At 75.3% G+C, this 18308-nt stretch carries 18 protein-coding genes and 1 pseudogene; 10 read left to right on the forward strand and 9 right to left on the reverse strand.

What is annotated here, in order from left to right:
• The first annotated feature begins 183 nt into the window (after positions 1-183).
• From ACZ5OX_RS08610 to ACZ5OX_RS08620, 3 genes are read left to right on the forward strand one after another with little or no spacing between them, the layout of a single operon-like run.
• Positions 184-564 (forward strand): hypothetical protein, encoded by a 381-nt coding sequence (locus ACZ5OX_RS08610; RefSeq protein WP_465629285.1) that lies wholly within the window; start codon positions 184-186, stop codon positions 562-564.
• 44 nt (positions 565-608) lie between these two features.
• A complete protein-coding gene (locus ACZ5OX_RS08615) occupies positions 609-1523 on the forward strand; it encodes an ABC transporter ATP-binding protein (RefSeq protein ID WP_465629286.1) in 915 nt (304 codons plus the stop codon).
• The gene (locus ACZ5OX_RS08620) at positions 1520-3166 is read left to right on the forward strand and encodes a hypothetical protein (protein WP_465629287.1); all 1647 of its coding nucleotides are present in this window, start codon (positions 1520-1522) and stop codon (positions 3164-3166) included. The genes ACZ5OX_RS08615 and ACZ5OX_RS08620 overlap by 4 nt, the downstream gene beginning before the upstream one ends.
• A 148-nt stretch (positions 3167-3314) precedes the next feature.
• Here ACZ5OX_RS08620 and ACZ5OX_RS08625 read toward each other — a convergent pair whose 3' ends face one another.
• The 3 genes from ACZ5OX_RS08625 to ACZ5OX_RS08635 form a co-directional block, all read right to left on the reverse strand.
• Complete coding sequence (locus tag ACZ5OX_RS08625) at positions 3315-3887, reverse strand: TrmH family RNA methyltransferase (protein WP_392868042.1); 573 nt, start codon at positions 3885-3887, stop codon at positions 3315-3317.
• On the reverse strand, positions 3884-4528 hold the full coding sequence (locus tag ACZ5OX_RS08630; RefSeq protein ID WP_392868040.1) for a class I SAM-dependent methyltransferase: 645 nt from the start codon (positions 4526-4528) through the stop codon (positions 3884-3886). Before ACZ5OX_RS08630 ends, ACZ5OX_RS08625 begins: the two co-directional genes overlap by 4 nt.
• A 188-nt stretch (positions 4529-4716) precedes the next feature.
• On the reverse strand, positions 4717-5211 hold the full coding sequence (locus tag ACZ5OX_RS08635; RefSeq protein WP_465629288.1) for a carboxymuconolactone decarboxylase family protein: 495 nt from the start codon (positions 5209-5211) through the stop codon (positions 4717-4719).
• 212 nt (positions 5212-5423) lie between these two features.
• On the opposite strand from ACZ5OX_RS08635, the gene ACZ5OX_RS08640 reads away from it, so the two are divergent.
• The gene (locus ACZ5OX_RS08640; RefSeq protein WP_465629289.1) at positions 5424-5624 is read left to right on the forward strand and encodes a hypothetical protein; all 201 of its coding nucleotides are present in this window, start codon (positions 5424-5426) and stop codon (positions 5622-5624) included.
• 20 nt (positions 5625-5644) lie between these two features.
• On the opposite strand, the gene ACZ5OX_RS08645 is transcribed toward ACZ5OX_RS08640, so the two are convergent.
• Positions 5645-8803 (reverse strand): lysylphosphatidylglycerol synthase domain-containing protein, encoded by a 3159-nt coding sequence (locus ACZ5OX_RS08645; protein ID WP_465629290.1) that lies wholly within the window; start codon positions 8801-8803, stop codon positions 5645-5647.
• Between the two features lie 365 nt (positions 8804-9168).
• On the opposite strand from ACZ5OX_RS08645, the gene ACZ5OX_RS08650 reads away from it, so the two are divergent.
• The 3 genes from ACZ5OX_RS08650 (at position 9169) to ACZ5OX_RS08660 (ending at position 11089) form a co-directional block, all read left to right on the forward strand.
• On the forward strand, positions 9169-9435 hold the full coding sequence (locus ACZ5OX_RS08650) for a UBP-type zinc finger domain-containing protein (protein WP_465629291.1): 267 nt from the start codon (positions 9169-9171) through the stop codon (positions 9433-9435).
• Between the two features lie 154 nt (positions 9436-9589).
• Positions 9590-9862, forward strand: coding sequence for a hypothetical protein (locus ACZ5OX_RS08655; protein WP_465629292.1), 273 nt, complete (start codon positions 9590-9592; stop codon positions 9860-9862).
• A gap of 219 nt (positions 9863-10081) precedes the next feature.
• Positions 10082-11089: a sigma-70 family RNA polymerase sigma factor gene (locus ACZ5OX_RS08660; RefSeq protein ID WP_465629293.1), complete on the forward strand. Its 1008-nt coding sequence runs from the start codon at positions 10082-10084 to the stop codon at positions 11087-11089.
• A 96-nt stretch (positions 11090-11185) separates the two neighbouring features.
• Here ACZ5OX_RS08660 and ACZ5OX_RS08665 read toward each other — a convergent pair.
• Positions 11186-11365 (reverse strand): annotated as a pseudogene (locus tag ACZ5OX_RS08665) (STAS domain-containing protein); the annotation flags it as partial.
• Positions 11366-11454: 89 nt separating this feature from the next.
• Here ACZ5OX_RS08665 and ACZ5OX_RS08670 point away from each other — a divergent pair.
• Positions 11455-11946 (forward strand): NUDIX domain-containing protein, encoded by a 492-nt coding sequence (locus ACZ5OX_RS08670; RefSeq protein WP_465629294.1) that lies wholly within the window; start codon positions 11455-11457, stop codon positions 11944-11946.
• A gap of 106 nt (positions 11947-12052) precedes the next feature.
• On the opposite strand, the gene ACZ5OX_RS08675 is transcribed toward ACZ5OX_RS08670, so the two are convergent.
• The 4 genes from ACZ5OX_RS08675 to ACZ5OX_RS08690 all read right to left on the reverse strand — a co-directional run bounded on the left by ACZ5OX_RS08675 (position 12053) and on the right by ACZ5OX_RS08690 (position 15515).
• On the reverse strand, positions 12053-12814 hold the full coding sequence (locus ACZ5OX_RS08675; RefSeq protein WP_465629295.1) for a Clp protease N-terminal domain-containing protein: 762 nt from the start codon (positions 12812-12814) through the stop codon (positions 12053-12055).
• A gap of 108 nt (positions 12815-12922) precedes the next feature.
• Entirely contained in the window at positions 12923-13666 is a 744-nt protein-coding gene (locus ACZ5OX_RS08680; RefSeq protein WP_465629296.1) for a tyrosine-protein phosphatase, read from the reverse strand.
• Between the two features lie 203 nt (positions 13667-13869).
• Complete coding sequence (locus tag ACZ5OX_RS08685) at positions 13870-14610, reverse strand: VC0807 family protein (protein ID WP_465629297.1); 741 nt, start codon at positions 14608-14610, stop codon at positions 13870-13872.
• A gap of 194 nt (positions 14611-14804) precedes the next feature.
• The gene (locus tag ACZ5OX_RS08690) at positions 14805-15515 is read right to left on the reverse strand and encodes a hypothetical protein (protein ID WP_465629298.1); all 711 of its coding nucleotides are present in this window, start codon (positions 15513-15515) and stop codon (positions 14805-14807) included.
• Between the two features lie 426 nt (positions 15516-15941).
• Between ACZ5OX_RS08690 and ACZ5OX_RS08695 the strand changes: the two genes are divergently transcribed.
• Both ACZ5OX_RS08695 and ACZ5OX_RS08700 read left to right on the forward strand, forming a co-directional pair.
• A complete protein-coding gene (locus ACZ5OX_RS08695; RefSeq protein WP_465629299.1) occupies positions 15942-16844 on the forward strand; it encodes an RNA polymerase sigma factor in 903 nt (300 codons plus the stop codon).
• Positions 16841-17935 (forward strand): hypothetical protein, encoded by a 1095-nt coding sequence (locus tag ACZ5OX_RS08700; protein ID WP_465629300.1) that lies wholly within the window; start codon positions 16841-16843, stop codon positions 17933-17935. The genes ACZ5OX_RS08695 and ACZ5OX_RS08700 overlap by 4 nt, the downstream gene beginning before the upstream one ends.
• Positions 17936-18308 lie beyond the last annotated feature (373 nt).

The raw sequence follows: 18308 nt of genomic DNA on the forward strand, positions 1-18308 counted from the left end.
CGGGTCGTCCGCTGTTCTCGGCGGGCCAAACTCCGCCTTTCAGCACAGCGGACCGCCTTCGCCCCCACCGGATATCTGCCGAACGGCAGATGGCAGGAGGTCGCGGATCGGCCAGGCTTGCGAGCGTGCTCACCTGCCCAGGGAGCGCGCCCCGAAGCCGAACCCGGCCGCAAGGAGGCCCCGGTGGATCGACGCCCGTCCGCACCAGTCCTGCTCGCCCTCGCGGTGGCCGCCCTCGTCCCGCTCGCCGGGTGCGCCGACGCCACGGACGCCACGCCCGAGGACAAGACCTTCGCGTTCGCCGGCACCAGCCTGGACGTCAAGGCGCACGGCGCGCCGGCCGACCTCGTCGCGGCCGACCGCCAGGACGTCAAGGTCACCCGCTGGTTCGACACGAGCGGCAAGGTCGGCACCGCCAAGGAGTCCTGGACGCTGCTGGACGGCGTCCTCGAACTCCGGGCGGGCTGTTCCGGGCTCGCGAACTGCGACACCAAGTACCGGGTCGAGGTCCCCAAGGGCGTCGCGGTCCTGCGGGACGGGCGCGAGACGGACCTCAAGGGCTGAAGCCGACGAGCCCTTCCGCGGGGAAGGCCGGGAAGACGGAGACCATGCTCGAACTGATCGACATCACCAAGGACTACAAGGGCGGCAAGCGGGCCGTCGACGGCATCACCATGCACCTCGGCCCCGGGATGCTGGGCCTGCTGGGGCCGAACGGCGCCGGGAAGTCCTCGCTCATGCGCATCGTGGCGACGGTCACCCGGCCCACGGCCGGCCGGGTCCGCTACCTGGGCGCCGACGCGGTGGCCGAACCGGACCGGCTGCGCCGGGAACTCGGCTACCTCCCACAGGACTTCGGCGTCTACCCGAACCTGACGTCGCGGGAGTTCCTGTCCTACCTGGCGGCCGCCAAGGGGATCGGCTCCCGCTCCGCCCGGGCCCGGGTCGACGAGCTGCTCCAACTGGTCAACCTGACCGAGGCGGTCAAGCGTCCGCTCGGCGCGTACTCCGGCGGCATGCTCCGCCGGGTCGGCATCGCGCAGGCCCTGCTGGCCGACCCGAGGGTGATCGTGGTCGACGAGCCCACCGCCGGCCTGGATCCGGAGGAGCGGGTGCGCTTCCGCAACCTGCTCAGCGAGCTCGCGGCGGACCGGGTGGTGATGCTGTCCACCCACATCGTCTCCGACGTCGAGTCCGTCGCCTCCGACATCGCCGTGGTCGCGCGGGGCCGGCTGCTGCGCCGCGGCGCGCCCGACGAACTGCTCCGCGAGATCGACGGTCAGGTCTGGGAGGCCGTGGTCGCCCCCGCGGACCTCCTGGAGGTACAGGCCCGCCACGTGGTCAGCCGGATGGTGCGGACGGGGAACGGCGTACGGCTGCGGCTGCTCGCCGCCGAGCAGCCGCGGCCCGACGCGGTCCTGGTGCCGCCCGACCTGGAGGACGCCTACCTGGGCGTCATCCACGGGGCGGGGGAGCGGGGCGGCGCCGGGTGGCCGGCCGGTCGGCGGGCGGTGCGGCGATGAGCGCGGCGGTGAACGCGCCCAGGAGGGCGGCGCCCGGGTCGTTGCTCGCCGCACTGGCGGTCGGCGACTTCCGCGACCGGGTGCGCCGGCCGGTGTACGCCGTGACGCTGCTCGCCGCGGTCGGGCTCGGCTACCTGGCCGTACCGGACGCCGGCGGCCACTGGACGATCATGGACGTGGGTGGCAACCGGGGCGTCTACAACAGCGCCTACGTCGGCGTCGTCACCGCCCTGGCCGGTGCGCTCTGGCTCACCTTCGGCGGCTTCTACGTGGTGCGCAGCGGCATCGCCCGGGACGGGACGACCGGGGTCGGCCAGATCCTCGCCGCGACACCGCTGCGCACCTACCGCTACCTGCTGGCCAAGTTCCTGAGCAACCTCCTGGTGCTCGCCTCCATGGTCGGCGTGCTGGCCGTCACCGCGCTGCTGATGCAGCTCGCCCGCGGCGAGGACCGCACGGTCGCCCCGATCCGCCTGCTCGAGCCGTTCCTGCTGCTCTCGCTGCCCCTGATGGCGCTCACCGCGGCGGCGGCGCTGCTGTTCGAGACGGTGCCGCTGCTGCGGGGCGGCTTCGGGAACGTCGTCTGGTTCGTGCTGGCCATGGTGCTCGCGATCGGCGGGCAGTCGGCCTCCGCACCGCTGGACGGCCTCGGGGTGCACCAGGTCGCGCAGTCGATGGGCGCGGCGCTGGAGGCCCAGCACGGGACGGCCGACCCGGGCGGGTTCAGCCTGGGCCTGACCAAGGTCGACACCCCGCTGGGCACCTTCCACTGGGACGGCTTCGACCCGTCCGCCGGATTCGTCCTCGCCCGGCTGGCGCTGCTCCTGGCGGCGGTCGCGGTGGCGCTGCTGCCGGCCCTGTGGTTCGGCAGGTTCGACCCCGCGCGCGGGTCGGCCGGTACGGCCGCGGTGCCGACGGGCGCCGAGGCGGCCGAGGCGGCGGGCGGGTCGTCCGCGCTCGACGGGCCGGAGCCCGCGGGGGCGCGCTGGGCGGCCGCGCCGGGCGCCCTGCCGCGGACCGAACCGCGGCGGGCGGGGGCGTTCGGCCGGCTGCTCGCGGGCGAGCTCCGCATCCTGGTGCAGGGCGTCTCCCGCTGGTGGTGGCTGGTCGCGGCCGGGCTGACGGTGGCCGGGTTCGCGCTGCCGTTGAACGCCGTCACCGGCCTGCTCCTGCCGCTGGCGTGGCTGTGGCCGGTCCTGCTCTGGTCCCGGCTCGGCAGCCAGCAGGTCGAGAACGGTCTGGAGGTGCTGCTCGGCGCCTACCCGTCGGCCCGGCGCCGGCTGCTCGCCGAATGGGCGTCCGGGCTGGTGCTCACCGCGGTGACGGGCGCGGCCCCGCTGATCCGCATGCTGGTGGCGGGCGACGCCGCGGGAGCGGCCTGCTGGCTCGGCGGCGCGCTGTTCGTCCCCTCGCTGGCCATGGCGCTCGGCGTGGTGAGCCGGAGCCACCGGCTCTTCCAGGCGGTCTACCTGCCGCTCTGGTGGATGCTCGTCAACAACGTCTCCGCCGTCGACTTCATGGGCGCCATACGCGTGAACGGCAGTCCGGCGGGGCCCGGGCCGCTGCTGGTCGGGGCGCTGTCCGCGGCGATGCTCGCGGTGGTGTTCCTGGTCGGTTCCGTCCGACGGAACGTCAAGGGCTGAAGGCCCGGCCGAAGCCGGGAGCCCGGCCCGTCGGCGGACGGACCGGGCTCCACGCGCGCTTCGGGCGGCCACCCGGCCACCCGGCCGCGCGACCCGCCTGTTCGGCTGCTCGCTGCTCGTTAGCTGCTCGCCGCTCCTCGGCTGCTCGCTACTCGTCGTCGCCGAGGTCGCCCGCGAGGTCGCCGTCCGGGGTGCCGCTGATCGCGTAGCCCTGCCGGCGCGCCTCGTAGCAGGCCACCGTCGCGGCCGCCGAGACGTTCAGCGAGCCGACCCGGCCCAGCTGCGGCACGAACACCACCTGGTCGCACAGCGCCAGCGCCTCGGGCGTGATCCCGCGGTCCTCGTGCCCGAGCACGAAGGCCACCGCCGGGGTCAGCTCGGCGGCGAACATCGGCACCGCCTCGTCCGCCAGCTCCAGGCCGACGACCTTGTAGCCGTCCGCCTTGGCCGCCGCCACGGCCTCGGCGACGGTCGGGAAGTGCTCCACCTTCAGGTACTTGTCGGTGCCCATCGCCGCCTTCTGCGCGCCGGACGAGCGCACCGACGGGGTGTCCCCGACCAGGTACAGCTTCTCGGCGCCCATCGCCGCGCCGGTGCGGACCACCGAGCCGACGTTGAACGGCGACTGGAGGTTCTCCAGGATCATCGCGAGCCGGAACTCGTTGCTGCGCCGCCACGAGCGGTGCAGACGCTTCAGTTCGGTCCCGCGCAGCTGCTTCACGTCGTCGTACCTCGTCCACTCTCGGAGCCCTCGCCCACCTCGGGGCGGGGCCGCGCTTCCAGGATCCGCACCCCGTTGACCGATGTGACCCGGGTGGTCGGGTAGCCCTGCTCGTTCAGCCACTTCTGGAGCGAATCCGAACCCAGGTGCTTCTGCACCACCAGGAACGCCGAGCCGTCCGGGGTCAGCCGGTCGAGCCAGTGCGTGAGCAGGCGGCGCAGCGCGGCCTTGCCGATCCGGATCGGCGGGTTGGAGTAGATGGTGGCGAAGCGGACGTCCTCCGGGACGTCGTCGGGCAGGGAGGCCTGGACGTTGCCGAGCCCCAGCGCCTCGGCGTTCAGCCGGACCAGCTCCAGGGCGCGCTCGTTGACGTCCACCGCCCAGACCGGGAGGCGCTTGCGGCGGCTCGCCCAGGTCAGGGCGATCGGACCGTAGCCGCAGCCGATGTCCAGGATCGGGCCGCGCACCCGCGGCTGCGGGGCGTGCTCCAGCAGGATCCGGGTGCACGGGTCGAGCCGGCTGCGGGAGAACACCCCGGTGTCGGTGGTCAGTTCCAGGGTGAGGTCCGGGAGGGAGACCGTGATCGGCCGGCGGTCGCTGGCGACCTCGGGTGCACCGGTGAAGTAGTGCGAGCCGGACATGATTTCCCCGTCGTTCGTATGGGCCTCGGGGCCACCGGGTGGGTGTGGGTTAGCCCTTTGTACGGCACCGATCGTACCCCCGGTGGTCCGGACGGCGTTCCGGCCGCCACCCCGCTCGCCACCCCGCTCGCCGCTCCGGCCGCCGCCCGGACGGAGCTGCGGCCGGGCGGCGCGGTCAGGCAGTGCGGTCAGGCGGTGCCGGGGGTCTTGCGGGTGGCCACGTTGATGCGGTTCCAGGCGTTGATGGTGAAGCAGACCGAGATCAGCTGCGCCAGCTCGGCCTCCCCGAAGTGCGCGGCGGCCCGGGTGTACACCGCGTCCGAGACGCCGCCGCCGATCCGGGTGATCTCCTCGGCCAGCGCCAGGGCGGCCCGCTCGCGCTCGGTGTACACCCCGGCCGGGGCCTCCGACCAGACCGGCAGCAGGTAGATCCGCTCGTCGGTCTCGCCGGCCTTGCGGGCGTCCTTGGCGTGCATGTCCAGGCAGTACGCGCAGCCGTTCAGCTGGGAGGTGCGCATCTGGACGAGCTCGACCAGGGCGGGGTCCAGGCCCTCGCGGGCGGCGGCGTCCAGGGCGATCATCGCGCGGAACACCTTGGGGGCGGTGCGGGCGTAATCGAGGCGGGCGGGGGCCTCGGTGATCTCGGCGGCCCGGGCGGTCACGGTGTTCTCGTTCGTCGTCATGGCTACGACCCTAGGCGCGGAATGAACCCCCTCTCTGGGTCATTCGAGAGGTGGTTTCGTGGGTCAATCCGCCCGGTCGGCCGGGGAATCCCACAAGCCCCGGCAACACGCCGGAGCAGTGTCGGCACGTCGCGTCCGGGCGCCGGGCGGCGGATACTGCCAGTACCGCCAGCCGGGCCCGTGAAGGCCTCCGAACAGTGAGGACGGATGCCATGCCGCAGGAACAGCACGAGGAATACCTGATCGAGGAGACCGCCGAGACCGTCGAGCCCGACGAGAAGGCACCCGAGGGCGACACCTACGACGAGGTGGCCGAGCGCCGGGCCGTGGGCGCGGACCCGGCGACCAACGTCGCCGACGTCGTGGAACAGAGCCGGCCGGTGCGGCACGACGAGGAGGAGTACCGGGAGTAGCGGGCGAGTGCCCCCGGCGGCTACAGGGCCCGGCGGCGTTGCAGCCAGACGAAGGCCGCCCACCCCGGCAGCACCGGCAGGATCAGCGTCAGCAGACGGTACAGCGCCACCGCGGCCAGCTCGCCGCCCCGCTCCATCGACGCGGTCTGCTGGAGCAGCCCGAGCAGCATCCCGTCCACCGCGCCGGCCCCTCCCGGGGTCGGCGCCGCGCTGCCCACCGCGTTGCCCACCAGGAACACCACCGCGACCGCGGCGAACGACGGCTCCCGGCCGATCGCCCGGACACTGCAGTACAGGCAGGCGATCAGGCAGAGCGACACCAGCAGCTGGCCGGTCACCCCCACCGCCAGCCGGGACGGGCTGCGCAGCAGGTCCAGCAGCCGCGGCAGCACCTCCGCCGTCAGCGGCCGCAGCCGCGTCGCCAGCCACCGCCGCGCCACCGGGATCGCCGACACCACCGCGAGCAGCGCGACCGCGCCCGCCAGCCCGCCGACCACCGCGGGCAGCGCGTCCAGTTCGGAGCTGCCCGGCGCGAAGTCCACCAGGTAGACGAAGGCGCCGAGCTGCAACAGGTGCAGCGCCAGCCCGATCAGGTTCCCCACGCCGACGCTGGACAGCGCCTGGGCGGTCGGGATCCCGGCCCGCTGCAACAACCGGGTGTTCAGCGCGATCCCGCCGACACCGCCCGGCGACACCAGCTTCACGAACGACCCGGCCACCTGCGCCAGCACCGCGTTGCGGAAGTCCAGCCGCTCCGGAACGAAACCGACGAAGCCCATGGCCGCCGCGACGTGGCTGGTCGCAGCGGCCAGCACCGCCAGCAGCAGCCACCAGGGATCGGCGTCCGCCAGGGCGGAGACCGGGTTGTCCTCCGCGGCGAACAACTGCGGGAGCAACAGCCACCCGGCCATCACCCCGCCCACCACGACCAACAGCGTCCGCGGCCGCAACCGCTCCAGCCGCACCGGCCGGCCCACCACCTGCGGGCGGGTGCGCAGGACCTCCGCGCGGATCTCGTCGAGCAGGCCACCGGGCACGGCGGCGGGGGACTCCGGGCTGGCCTCCGGGCGGGCGGCGGCGCGGGTGCTGGACCCATCGCCTGCCGGGGTGGCGACGGCGCCCCTGGCCGCGCGGGCGTCGCGGTCCGCTGCGTCGGCGTCGTCGCGTTCGCGTGGGGCGGCGACGGCGCCTCCGGCCGCGCCGCCGGCCGCGCGGGCGTCGCGATCCGTCGCGCCGGCGTCGTCGCGCCCGGCCGTGACGGTGGCTGTGCCCGCGTCGCGTGCCTCGCGTTCGCGCGGGACCGCGACGGTGATTGTGCCGGTGTCCCCGGCCACGTCACCGGCTGTGGGGGCGTCGCGGTCTGCTGCGTCGGTGCCCGCGGCTGCGTCCTGGCGCCCGGCCGTGACGGTGGCTGTGCCGACGCCCCCGGCCGTGTCGTCGGTCGTGCCTGCATCCTTCACCGCGCCCGCGCCCGCGCCCGCGCCGGTTCCCGTGCACCCGGCAGCCCCTGCGGCCGCGCCGCCGACCGCGTGGGCGTCCTTCACCGCACCCGCGCCGGCACCCGCGCCCGCGCCGGCGCCCGCGCCCCCGGCCGTCCCGGCGGCAGCGTGCTTCGCGTGCTGCTTGAGGGCGCGGCGGGTGGTGTGGGTGAGGGCGATGGGCTGGAGGAGCGGGAGGGCGGCGCCGACGGGGTCGGGGCCGAGGACGGCGGTGGCCGTGCGGACGGAGCGGGCGGCGCCGGCGCGCAGGGCGAGGGTGGTGAGGAGTTGGGCGAGGTCGCAGCAGAGGACGAGTTCGGTGGCGGCGATGTCGCCGTCGGCGAAGTCGACCAGGTGTACCGCGCCGGAGTCGTCGATCAGCAGGGAGGAGGGGACGAGGGCGCGGTGGGCGATCTCGCGGCGCTGGAGCAGGGCGAGCTGCCGCCAGGCGTCGGTGAGCAGCTCGTCGGTGATCTCCTCGTCGGTGAGTTCGTCCAGGGTGCGTCCGGCCAGCCGCTCGTACGCGATGAGGGCGGTGTCCTGGCCGAGGCCGGCGGTGGCCGCGATGCGACGGGTGCGGACGCCGGCCGCGAGGGCTGCGTAGGTGACGAGTGCCTCGTGCTCCAGCCCGGTGCGCGGGGAGCGCAGGACGCGCGGGTCGGGGGCGGTGCGCAGGCGCAGTCGGCGCCAGGCGCGCTGGACGGCGGCCGCGGTGACGGCCTGCCGGTCGAGGATCTGGACGTCGAGCTCGGGGAGGCTGTCGGCCTGCCGGACCCGGTAGCGGTCGGGCCCGGCCGGCTTGGCCTCGACCGGGCGCAGGCCGCTGTCGCGTAGGGCACGCAGGACCTCGCCGGGTAGGGGGCAGGGGTCGGGGGTGCCGACGGCGTACAGGGTGCCGTGGGCGCCGGTCCAGCCGATCAGCAGCCCGAGCAGGAGCGCGGTGGGGGTGGCGTACCCGCTGGTCAGCCCAGCGAGGCCGGAGAGGGCGAGGACGGTCCAGGACAGGCGGCGTTCCCGGCTGCCGGAGGCGGTCATGAAGGCGAGGACGGGCGCGAGGTAGCCGTAGACGGGTTCGGTGTGCCCCAGCCCGCCGCCGGGCGGTGGCTGGGTGAGCGCGGTGAGCAGCGAGACCGGGGCGAGGCCGTCGGCCCACAGGTCGAGGCCGAGGGTGGCGCCGTAGGCGAGGACGGCGGCGAGCAGCCCGTCGGAGACCTGTTGGAGGGCGCGCCGCCGGTCGGGGCCCAGTAGGCGGCGGACGGCGAGGCCGACCGGGAGCAGCAGGACGGCGGCGGTGGTGAGCCCGCCGGCCAGGCCCGACAGCGGGCGCGGCACCAGTGCGGCCGCCTCGGCGACGTCGGCGGCGATGCCGCTGGTGGTGGCGCGGGCGTAGTCGGCGAGCAGCAGGGTGAGGGCGATGGCGAACAGGCCGCCGAGCAGCCGGATCAGGGCGACGGGCTGCCGGACCCGACTGGTGGCGGGCAGCGGGCGGGTCCGGAACCGGCCGCTGCCGCTCTGCCCGGGTATCCGGGTGGTGGCCCGTGCGGCGCTGCCGTCGGCCGGGGCCCCGGTGTCGCGGCCGCCGCTTCTGACGTCGGCGCCGCTGTCGTCGCCGTCCCGCGTTCCCGCGCCGCGCTGCCGCGCGGTCGCACCGCCGGGGTCGCCGCCGGTGTCGCCGTTCGTTCTCCCCGTCACGATCGCCACGGATGGCATGCTCCCATGCCGTCCGGGGGCGCGGAGCGGGGATTCGGCACTGTCCCCGGGACGGGCGCCGCGCCTGCCGGGCCAGTGGCGTCGGCGGTGCGGGAGGGGTGGATCATCGGGGGCAGGGGGATCGGCGGGATCGCCCCCGGGACGCCCTGCCGGGACCGTCGCCGGACCGAGCCGGGAGGACCCGGCCCCGGGTGCGCCCCGGTGGGCGAACTGCCGCCGGGCGGCGCGGATTTCGGCCGGTGCCGTCGCCACCGGCCGTCGCCACCGTCCGTCGCGACCAGCCGGCGCCCCGGGCCCGCGCCGCGCCCCCTCGCCCAGAGTGGGCGCCCCGCACCGGGGCGGCATAGCCTTCAGTCATGAGCGCCTGCGAAGACCTCGCTCTGGCCCCCCGGAACATCGAGCCCCGGCCGCCCGTGGACGGCTGCGCCGACTGCCTGGCGCAGGGCCGTCGGGACTGGGTGCACCTGCGGATCTGCCTGGACTGCGGGCATGTCGGCTGTTGCGACTTCTCGCCGCAGCGGCACGCCACCGCGCACTTCCACAACACCTCCCACCCGGTGATCCGCTCGTACGAGCCGGGGGAGGACTGGCGCTGGTGCTTCGTCCACGAGCTCATGGGCTGAGGCGGCTGAGGTGGCTGAGGCGCGCTCTCCCCTCCCCGCACGGCTTCTCCGCGGTGGCGCGGCCCCGCAACCTGGATAAAATCCGGACATAACGCCCGTGCGGCCCCTCCGGCCGGCGTCCGTCCGGCCGGTGGCCGACGAAGGGAGGTCGACGATGACCAAGCGAATGCCCGGCAGCACCGCCAAGTTCCGCCAGGGAACGCAGGAACTGCTGGAGCGCCGGGGCATGGCGAGCCCGCCCACCCGGCTGGCACCGGAGCCGAGCGCCGGCACGATGACCCACGCCGCCGCCGGTTTCGGCGCCGGCGGGGCCTTCCGGCACGGCGGAAGGGACGCGCCGGGCACGGCGATGCACGCGGCCCCGGCGATGCACGCCGAACTCAAGGGGCACCGGCACCGCGGCGCGGAGAAGCACTCCGCCCACTGAGTCGCGGCACACCGCGGGGCGGGCGGCCGGATCGTGGCCGCCCGCCCCTGACGTGCGGTCAGGGGCTCTGCCGGGTCGGGCCGCGAGGAGGACCGCCGCCGCCACCCTCGCCCCCGCTGGGCCGCGTGGTGCCGGAGGGGCGCTTGTCAGTGCTGTGCGCTACGTTCCTCCCGTTCACCAGGGCACACGGCACGGCAGACGACGGGGGCGGAGCGCACCATGAGCGACGTGATCACGGAGGAGCCGGTCGAGCTCCAGCTGGAGCGGTACCGCACCGAGCTGACCGGCTACTGCTACCGCATGCTCGGCTCGGTCTTCGAGGCCGAGGACGCCGTGCAGGAGACGATGGTCCGCGCCTGGCGCGGGCACCGGGGCTTCGAGGGGCGGTCCGCGCTGCGCTCCTGGCTGTACCGAATAGCCACCAACGTCTGCCTGGACGCGTTGAACGGCCGCAACAGCCGGGCCCGGCCGATGGACCTGGCCGGTCCGGTCACGGTGGCCACCGCGTACGACACCCGACTGCCCGAGGTGACGTGGATCGGCCCGGCGCCGGACGGCCGGGTGCTGTCCGAGACGGGGGATCCGGCGGACGTGGCCGCCCAGCGCGAGTCGGTGAAGCTGGCCTTCGTCGCCGCGCTCCAGCGCCTCGCGCCCCGGCAGCGGGCGGTGCTGATCCTGCGCGAGGTGCTCGGCTGGAAGGCCGCGGAGGTGGCCGAACTGCTGGGCGTCACGGTGGCCTCGGTCAACAGCGCGCTCCAGCGTGCCCGGGCGGCGCTCGCCGCCGACGACTCGGCGGCCCGGCCGGCCCCGGAGCTGGACGAGGGGCACCGCGCGCTGCTGGACCGCTACGTCCGCGCCTTCGAGGCGTACGACATGGACGGCCTCGCCGCGCTGCTGCACGAGGACGTCACGCTCAACATGCCGCCGTTCGCGATGTGGCTGCGCGGTCGGGACGAGCTCCGGGAGTGGATGCTGGGCCCCGGGCACGGCTGCCGCGGTTCCCGGCTGCTCCCGGTGACGGCCAACGGCGGGCCGGCCTTCGGCCAGTACCGGCCGAGCCCGGAGGGCGGGCACGAGCCGTGGGCGCTGATCGTGCCGGAGGTGTCAGGGGGCAGGATCACCGGCTTCACCAACTTCCTGGACACCGACGTGCTGTTCCCGCTCTTCGGCCTCCCGCCCAGGCTCGACGCCGAGTCCGCCGTGCCGGCCGAGCCCGCCGCCGGTTAGCTCCGGCAGGTCCGGCAGCTCCGGCAGCTCCGGCAGTTCCGGCGGTAGGTCGGTGAGGTCGGCCGGGCCCGGCAGCAGCGCCGAGAGCCCGCTGAACGCCAGCAGTTCGCGCAGCGGGCCGCCGACGTTCCGCAGCACCACGGCCACCCCGTGCCGGGCGGCGGCCAGCCGTAGCCGGGCGAGCGCGTCGACGACGGCCAGGTCGGGGGCGGTGAGTGCGCCCAGGTCGCAGGTCAGGAGGGCGCTACGGCGCGGTGCGGTCGTCATGGTGTCCATGGCGGATAGGACCGTTGAGGCGGACGGTAGTCATCGGTCGGGTGGCAGAGTGGGGGCGACCGAGCCCACCCTGCCCCAGGAGGAGCACTGTGACGACCGAGCCCTTGAAGTCCCGCGAGGAGTGGCTGGCGTCCCTGCCCCGGATCTACGCGGCGGCGGGTTGCCTGCTGCGGGACGAGTCCGGCCGGATCCTGATCGTGAAGGCCGGGTACCGCGAGCACTGGCAGTTCCCGGGCGGCACGATCGACCTCGGGGAGGGCCCGGTCGAGTGCGCCGTACGGGAGTTGGAGGAGGAGACCGGCCTCGTCCGGGAGGCAGGCGAGCTGCTGGCCATCTCCTGGACCCATGCCTCGGCCGAACTCGACCACCCTGCCCAGCACTTCCTGTTCGACTTCGGCACCGTCCCGGACGGCACCCCCGTGACCGTCCCGGCCGGTGAGCTGGACGACTACCGCTGGGTGTCGACCGAGGAGGCCATGGGCCTGCTCGGGCCGGCCCGTTCGGCCCGGCTGCGGGCGGCGCTGGAGGCGGCGGAGGCCGGCCGGGTCCGGATCGTCACCACCGACGTCTCCGGGTTCTGAGCGGACGCGGCAGCGGACGAGGGGCGCGGAAGCGAACACCGAAGCCGAAGCGCAAGTGCCCTGCCCCGGGCGGTCGTCGCGCCCGGGGCAGGGCATCGGTGGCGGCTCACTCCTGCGACTCGGACTCCGGGTTCCGGGCGGCGACGATGGCGGCGATCGCCTCGGAGACGAAGGCCTCCGTCTCGGACTTGTCCACCTTCAGCCCGGCCAGCACGCCCTGGCCGTTCTCCAGTTCCAGCAGCGCGAGCAGGAGGTGCTCGGTGCCGACGTAGTTGTGCCCGAGCTTGAGCGCCTCGCGGAAGGTCAGCTCCATCACCTTCTTGCCCTGGGCGTCGTAGGGGATCAGGGCGGGCACCGTCTGCTCGACGGCGGTCGGCAGTGCGGCGGTGGCCGCCGTGCGGACGGCTTCCGGGGTGACGCCCTGGGCGGCGAGCGCCTTGATCGCGATGCCCTCGGGCTCGGCGAGCAGGCCGAGCAGCACGTGCACCGGGGTGATCTCGGCGTTGTTCGCCTTCCGGGCCTCCTCCTGCGAGGCCACCACGACCTTGCGGGCCCGGGGGGTGAACCGGCTGAAGCCCTGGCTCGGGTCGAGGTCGTTCGGGGTGCCCGGGTCCTTGGGGACGAAGCGCTTCTGGGCGGCCTGCTTGCTGACGCCCATGCTGCGGCCGATGTCGGTCCAGGAGGCGCCGGAGCGGCGGGCCTGGTCGACGAAGTGGCCGATGAGGTGGTCGGCGAGTTCGCCGAGGTGGTCGGCGGCGATGACCGCGTCGGAGAGCTGGTCGAGCGCGTCGGTGTGGACCTGCTTGATCGCGGCGATCAGGTCGTCGAGGCGCAGCGGAGTGGTGTTGGGAGCAACGGGATTCTCCATGCGTCAACCGTAGGTTGTCGATCCAAGGATCGTCAACCATCGGTTGACGATGATTTCGGAGGTCTCCTTGCGAGTCCCGACGCGCCGAAGGGGCTCCGGCGGCCCGCGCTACGCGGTGGGCAGCAGTCGTTCCCGGACGGCGGCGATCCGCTCGGGCGTGACGCCGGCCGCGAGCAGGTAGCCGACCGGGTCGAACCCGTCGAGCGCGGCGGCCAGGGCGGCCTCGGCGGTGGTCCCGGCCTCGGCGAGCACCGCGTCGATCCGGCGGTACGGGTCGGGCAGGCCCAGCATCCCGTACAGCGGGCGGATGTTGGGGCCGCTCATCAGGTAGTCCTCGGTGATCGCGGCCCGTTCGACCCCGGCCAGGGAGAGCAGCAGGAGGGTGGCCAGGCCGGTGCGGTCACGGCCGGCGCCGCAGTGCACGACCACGCCACCGGGGCGGGCGCCGGCGATCACGGAGACCAGCGCGGCGGCGGCGTGCGGGCAGTGGTCCAGGTACGGGCGGAGCGCGAGCGGGGTGCCGTCCAGTCGTCCGTGGGTCTCCCACCAGGCGGGGCCGGCCAGTTCGTCCAGCGGGACGCGGACCAGCTCGACGTCCTCGGGGAGCGGGAGGAGCGGCTTGTACTCCTCGGCGTTGCGCAGGTCGACCACGGTGCGGACGCCGTGGTCGAGGAGGGTGTCCCAGCCCTCGGCGGTGAGGCGGTCCAGGTTGTCCGCCCTGACCATCGCGCCACGGGCGGTGAGCCGGCCGGCGGCGGTGGGCAGCCCGCCCAGGTCGCGGACGTTCAGGCAGCCGTCCCAGACGAGGGTGCGTTCCTCGGTGCTGCTCGGCGCGTACGTCGTCCGGTTCATGGGGTCCCCGTTTTCCTCGGTCGGGGGTCCCGTTACCCCCTCGTTATGAACGACTCCCGGGAGATCCGGATGGTTCCTCGCTGTTCGAGTCCTCGGAACCGGCTGTTCAGTGAAGCCGGAGGGGAGGGGAACCACGGGGAGGGGAACCACGGGGAGGGGAACCACGGGGAGGGGAACCACGGGGAGGAGAGGGTGCGGCGCGCTCAGGCGGCGGTCGGGGCCTCGGCCTCGGCGCGGACCAGCCGCTCCATCGGCTCGACCGCGATCTGGCCGAGCATCGAACCGGCCACGATCGCGCCGATCAGGAGGACGGTGGACAGCCAGGCCATGGTCGACACCGGCAGGGTGAAGGCGCCGACCACCCGGGCCGCGCACTCGGTCAGCAGCGCGGTGCCCCAGATGCCCGAGAACAGGCGCTCGTGGCGGCGGAACGCCCGCGACCCGGCCGCCCGGCCCTCGACCAGCCGCTGCCAGGCGGCGGCGCGCTCCGTCCGGCCCTTGGTGAGGAAGGGCATCAGCATCGGGGTCATCACCGGCCGGCCGATCAGCGCGGAGACCAGGATCGCCAGCGCCACGGTGCCGCTCAGGCCGCCGTCCTTGGCGATCATCAGCCGGGCGTCGCCGGTGACGAAGGTCAGCGCCAGGCCCGCCAGGTTGACGGTCAGCATCAGGGCGGCCCACAGGTTCAGCCTGCGCTCGCCCAGCAGGCCGAGGACGGTCCGGGCGGCCGGGAAGGCGCTGCTCCAGGCCAGCGCGGCGAACTCGCTCAGGCCGAGGGCCGAGTGCAGCAGGTAGTAGCCGGCCAGCGGCGCGGCCACGTCGAGGGCGAGCGGGCGGAGCCCGGAGACCAGCGGGTTGGGCGTCTTGGCGTGGGCGGCGGTGACGGCCAGGGCGGGAGCGGCGGCGGTGCGGGTGACGGCGGCGGCACTGACGGTCTGGCTCACGGTGGGTTCCTCCCCGGCTGGTGGCCGCGGGCCACTGCCCGCGTCGTGCCTCCAGTCTTTCCGCCGGACCCTCCGTCAGAGCAGTGCCGTCCGTTGCGTCATCCGCGTGACAGTTGTCATGGTGCGCGCCGTGACACCGCCTCCGACCTGCTGCTTTCCCTGCCCGTCGGGGAAGCGGATCGCCCCCCGGGGGGCTACTCCCCGACGGGGAAGGTCCACAGCTCGCGGCCCAGGGTGTCCAGGCAGCGGACGGTGCCGAAGCGCTCGTCCCCGGCGGACAGGAAGCCCCGGGCGGCCCCGGCCAGGACGGTCCGGGCGACGCCGTCGCCCGAGGTCCAGGCGCCGGTCAGCACCAGCGCCCGGTCGGCCAGCTCGGCGCGCTGCACCCGGGCCACCGAGGCGGTCAGCAGTGCGGCGTTGACCGCCTCCAGATCGGCGGGGAGCAGGTAGGTCTCCCCGGTGGGGGCGCGGTCCGCCTCGGCCCGGCGCCGCAGCTCCGGCAGGCCGTAGTGGCGGACGGCGGCGACGGCGTCGTCCAGCGGGAGCTGCCAGCGCGGCCCTGGCAGCACCTCCCACCAGACGTCCTCGCCGACCGGCAGCACCTCGCCGATCCGGGCCCGCCAGGTCTCGATGCCGTACCGGGTGCGCGGGTCGGGTCGGTGCCCGGGGAGGTCCGCGACGGCCCAGTCGGTGCGGCGGACCACGCTGAGGTCGAAGGTGAAGGGCACCCGGTCGGCGGCGGGGCGCTCGACCAGGCCGAGCAGCAGCCAGTGGGTGGCGTCCGGCAGGCTGAAGGTCCGGCGCCACCCGGTGAGGCCCAGGGCGCGCAGGGCGGGTGCGAGGTGCTCGCGCAGGCCCTTCGCGTGGAGCCCGTGGTGCTCGTGGAGCTCGTGGGCGGTCGTCATCGTGGTCTTTCCCTGCTCGTCGTGCTGCCGGTGGCGGTCCCCGCCGGGGAGCCGCGCCCCGTCGGTGGTGCTCTCCGCGGGGACGGGCCCCTGCGCCGGGGGAGAGGCCCGCCGGCGGGAGTTCCCCGTCGGTGCTGGTCTCCGGAGGGCCGGCCCAAACCCGGGAGGGGCGTGCGACCGGTGCCGGTACGGGTCGTGCGTACGCCCTCGAACGGGGGCGGGGTCGCAGTGGCGGGCCGGGGGTGCCGGCGGACCCGGCGTCCGGGTGCGGCGGCGGCCGGGTTGCTTCGCCCACAGACAACGTAGGGCGGACGGGCCCGCCCGGGCCGTGGGCGAACGGCGGCAGTTCTCGGGACCTTGGCCCCGGCCGCACCGGTCGTTCGGCCGGAGCCGAAGTGTTCGCCCGAATGGCGCATCATGTGGCGGGTGCAGAGTGCAGAGCGCCCCGGAGCGGGCACCGGCGGCCCCGTCGGCCGGTCCGGACCAGTACCACCCGACGGCCCGCCACCGGGCCCGGCCTTCGCCCGCCCCGACCTGACCGAGGCGGTCCGGGCCGCGCAGGACGGGGACGAGGAGGCGTTCCGGCTGCTGTTCCGGACGGTGCAGCCGGGCCTGCTGCGCTACCTGCGGGTGCTGGTCGGAGGCCGGCCGGAGGACGCGCAGGACGCCGAGGACATCGCGTCCGAGACCTGGCTGCAGATCGCCCGGGACCTGCGCGGCTTCTCCGGGGACGGGGACGCCTTCCGCGGCTGGGCCGCCACCGTCGCCCGCCACCGCGCCCTCGACCACCTGCGTGCCCGGCGTCGCCGTCCGGTCGCCGACCTGCCCGTCGAGCAGTTGGCCGAGCTGGCGGCGGGGGACGACACCGCGCGGGCCGCGCTGACCACGGTCGGCACCGCCGACGCGCTGGCCCTGATCTCCCGGCTGCCGCGCGACCAGGCCGAGGCCGTGCTGCTGAGGGTGGTCATGGAGCTGGACGCGGAGAGCGCCGCCCGGGTGCTCGGCAAGCGGGCCGGCAGCGTCCGGATGGCCGCCCACCGGGGGTTGCGGCGGCTGGCCAAGCTGGTCGAGCCGCTCGCGTCCGGGGGCGGCATCCCGGCCGCCCGGGCCGGCGGACGGGTGGCCCGCGCCGAGGCCGGTGCGGGGCCCGAAACCGCCGGAACGGCCGCCGGAACGGCCGCCGGAACCACTGCCGGGACCGCCCCCGGAACAGCCGCCGGAGTGAGCGCGGGCGAGGACACCGGGCGACCCACGGGGAAACCCGCGAAAAAAAGTTCTCCGCAGGGTGTGACAGAACGCCGGGCCGCGACGCTGAAGGACATGAGATGAGCACCAACCGATCCCGTCGGATCGACCGTGATGCCGCCGAGCAGCTGCTCGGCGGTGCCGTGGGCGGCCCGTCGGCCGGGCAGGACGCCTCGCTCACCGGACCGGACGGCGGTCCCGGGCAGCTCGCCCGGGTGCTCGCCGCGGCCGCCGCTCCCGCGACGGCCGAGGAACTGGCCGGGGAGGAGGCCGCCCTGGCCGCGTTCCGGAAGGCGAGTCTCGCGCCCGACCCGACAGTGACCCCCGTCCGGAGACGATCGATGGCAACCGCCGCGCTGGCCAGGGCCTTCAGCACGAAGGCCACTGCCGTCGTGCTCGGCGCCACCGCGCTGTGCGGGGTCGCCGTCGCCGCCGGAACCGGCAACCTGCCGTCCCCGCTGGGCGGCGGCCCGTCCGCGCCGGAGCACGGGCTCGCGGGCGGGGACGCGGCCGGCGGCCCCGTGCCGGCCTCGTCGACCGTCGGCCCGTCCGCGGGCGTGGCCCCGTTCGGTGCCGTGACGTCCGGCGCCGCCCGTCCGTCCGGCGGTTCCTCCGGCGGACCGCAGGCGGTCGTCCCGTCCGATCCCACGACGCCCGGCACCCCCTCGGCCGAGGGGCGCGGCCTGCGAACCGCCGCCCCGCCCGCGCTGCTCGGCCTCTGCACCGGCTTCACCGACCGAACGGCCAAGGGCGAGCACCCGAGCAAGCTGGTCGGCGACCCGCTGTACGGCCCGCTGGTCACGGCGGCCGGCGGCGCGGACCGGGTGACGGACTACTGCAAGGCCGCGACCGGCGACGAGGACGGCGACCACCAGGGCGCCACCACCTCGACGCGGGGGCCCGGGCGCCCCGGCACGGTTCCCGGTGCGGGAGCGGGCAAGGGCAACAGCGACGGCGGCCGGACCGGTGGCAGCGGCAACGGCAACGGCACTGGCACCGGAAGCGGCGGTACCGGAGACGGCAACGCCGACGGCGGCGGCAACGGCCAGGACACCGGCGGCGCCGGCACCAGACCGGGCAAGTCCGGCGTCACCCTCCCGCCCGCCCCCGGCACGCAGGACGTCCGCCCGAGCAAGCCCGACCGGTCCGAGAACCAGCAGTCGGCCGAGAGGTAACCCCGAGAACTCCGGGTGGGCGGCGAGCGACTCCCCCCGGGCTCGCCGCCCATCCGGAACAGCACCACCCGCAGTACCCGCACCATCCCGCACCCCGCGGGAAGCAGTACCACCCGAAGACCCCGGGTGGCCGGTCGGCTCCCCCGTGCCCACCGGCCGCCCGGCCGGCCCCGGCCGGACCGGTAGGCGCACCCCCCGGACGCGCCGCCGGACCGGCCGGCCCGGAAACGTGCGGCCCGCCCGCCCGCAGTCAGGGCGGGCCGCACCCCCGTGCCGGGGGGAGGGGGGAAACTTTCCAGTGCCCCGGGAACCACCACCTGTCCCGGGTCTGGGCCGCTTGGCCATTACGCCGGTTTGGGATCGTTGGAAAAGG

It is taken from the genome of Kitasatospora sp. NPDC032121 (assembly GCF_055580145.1).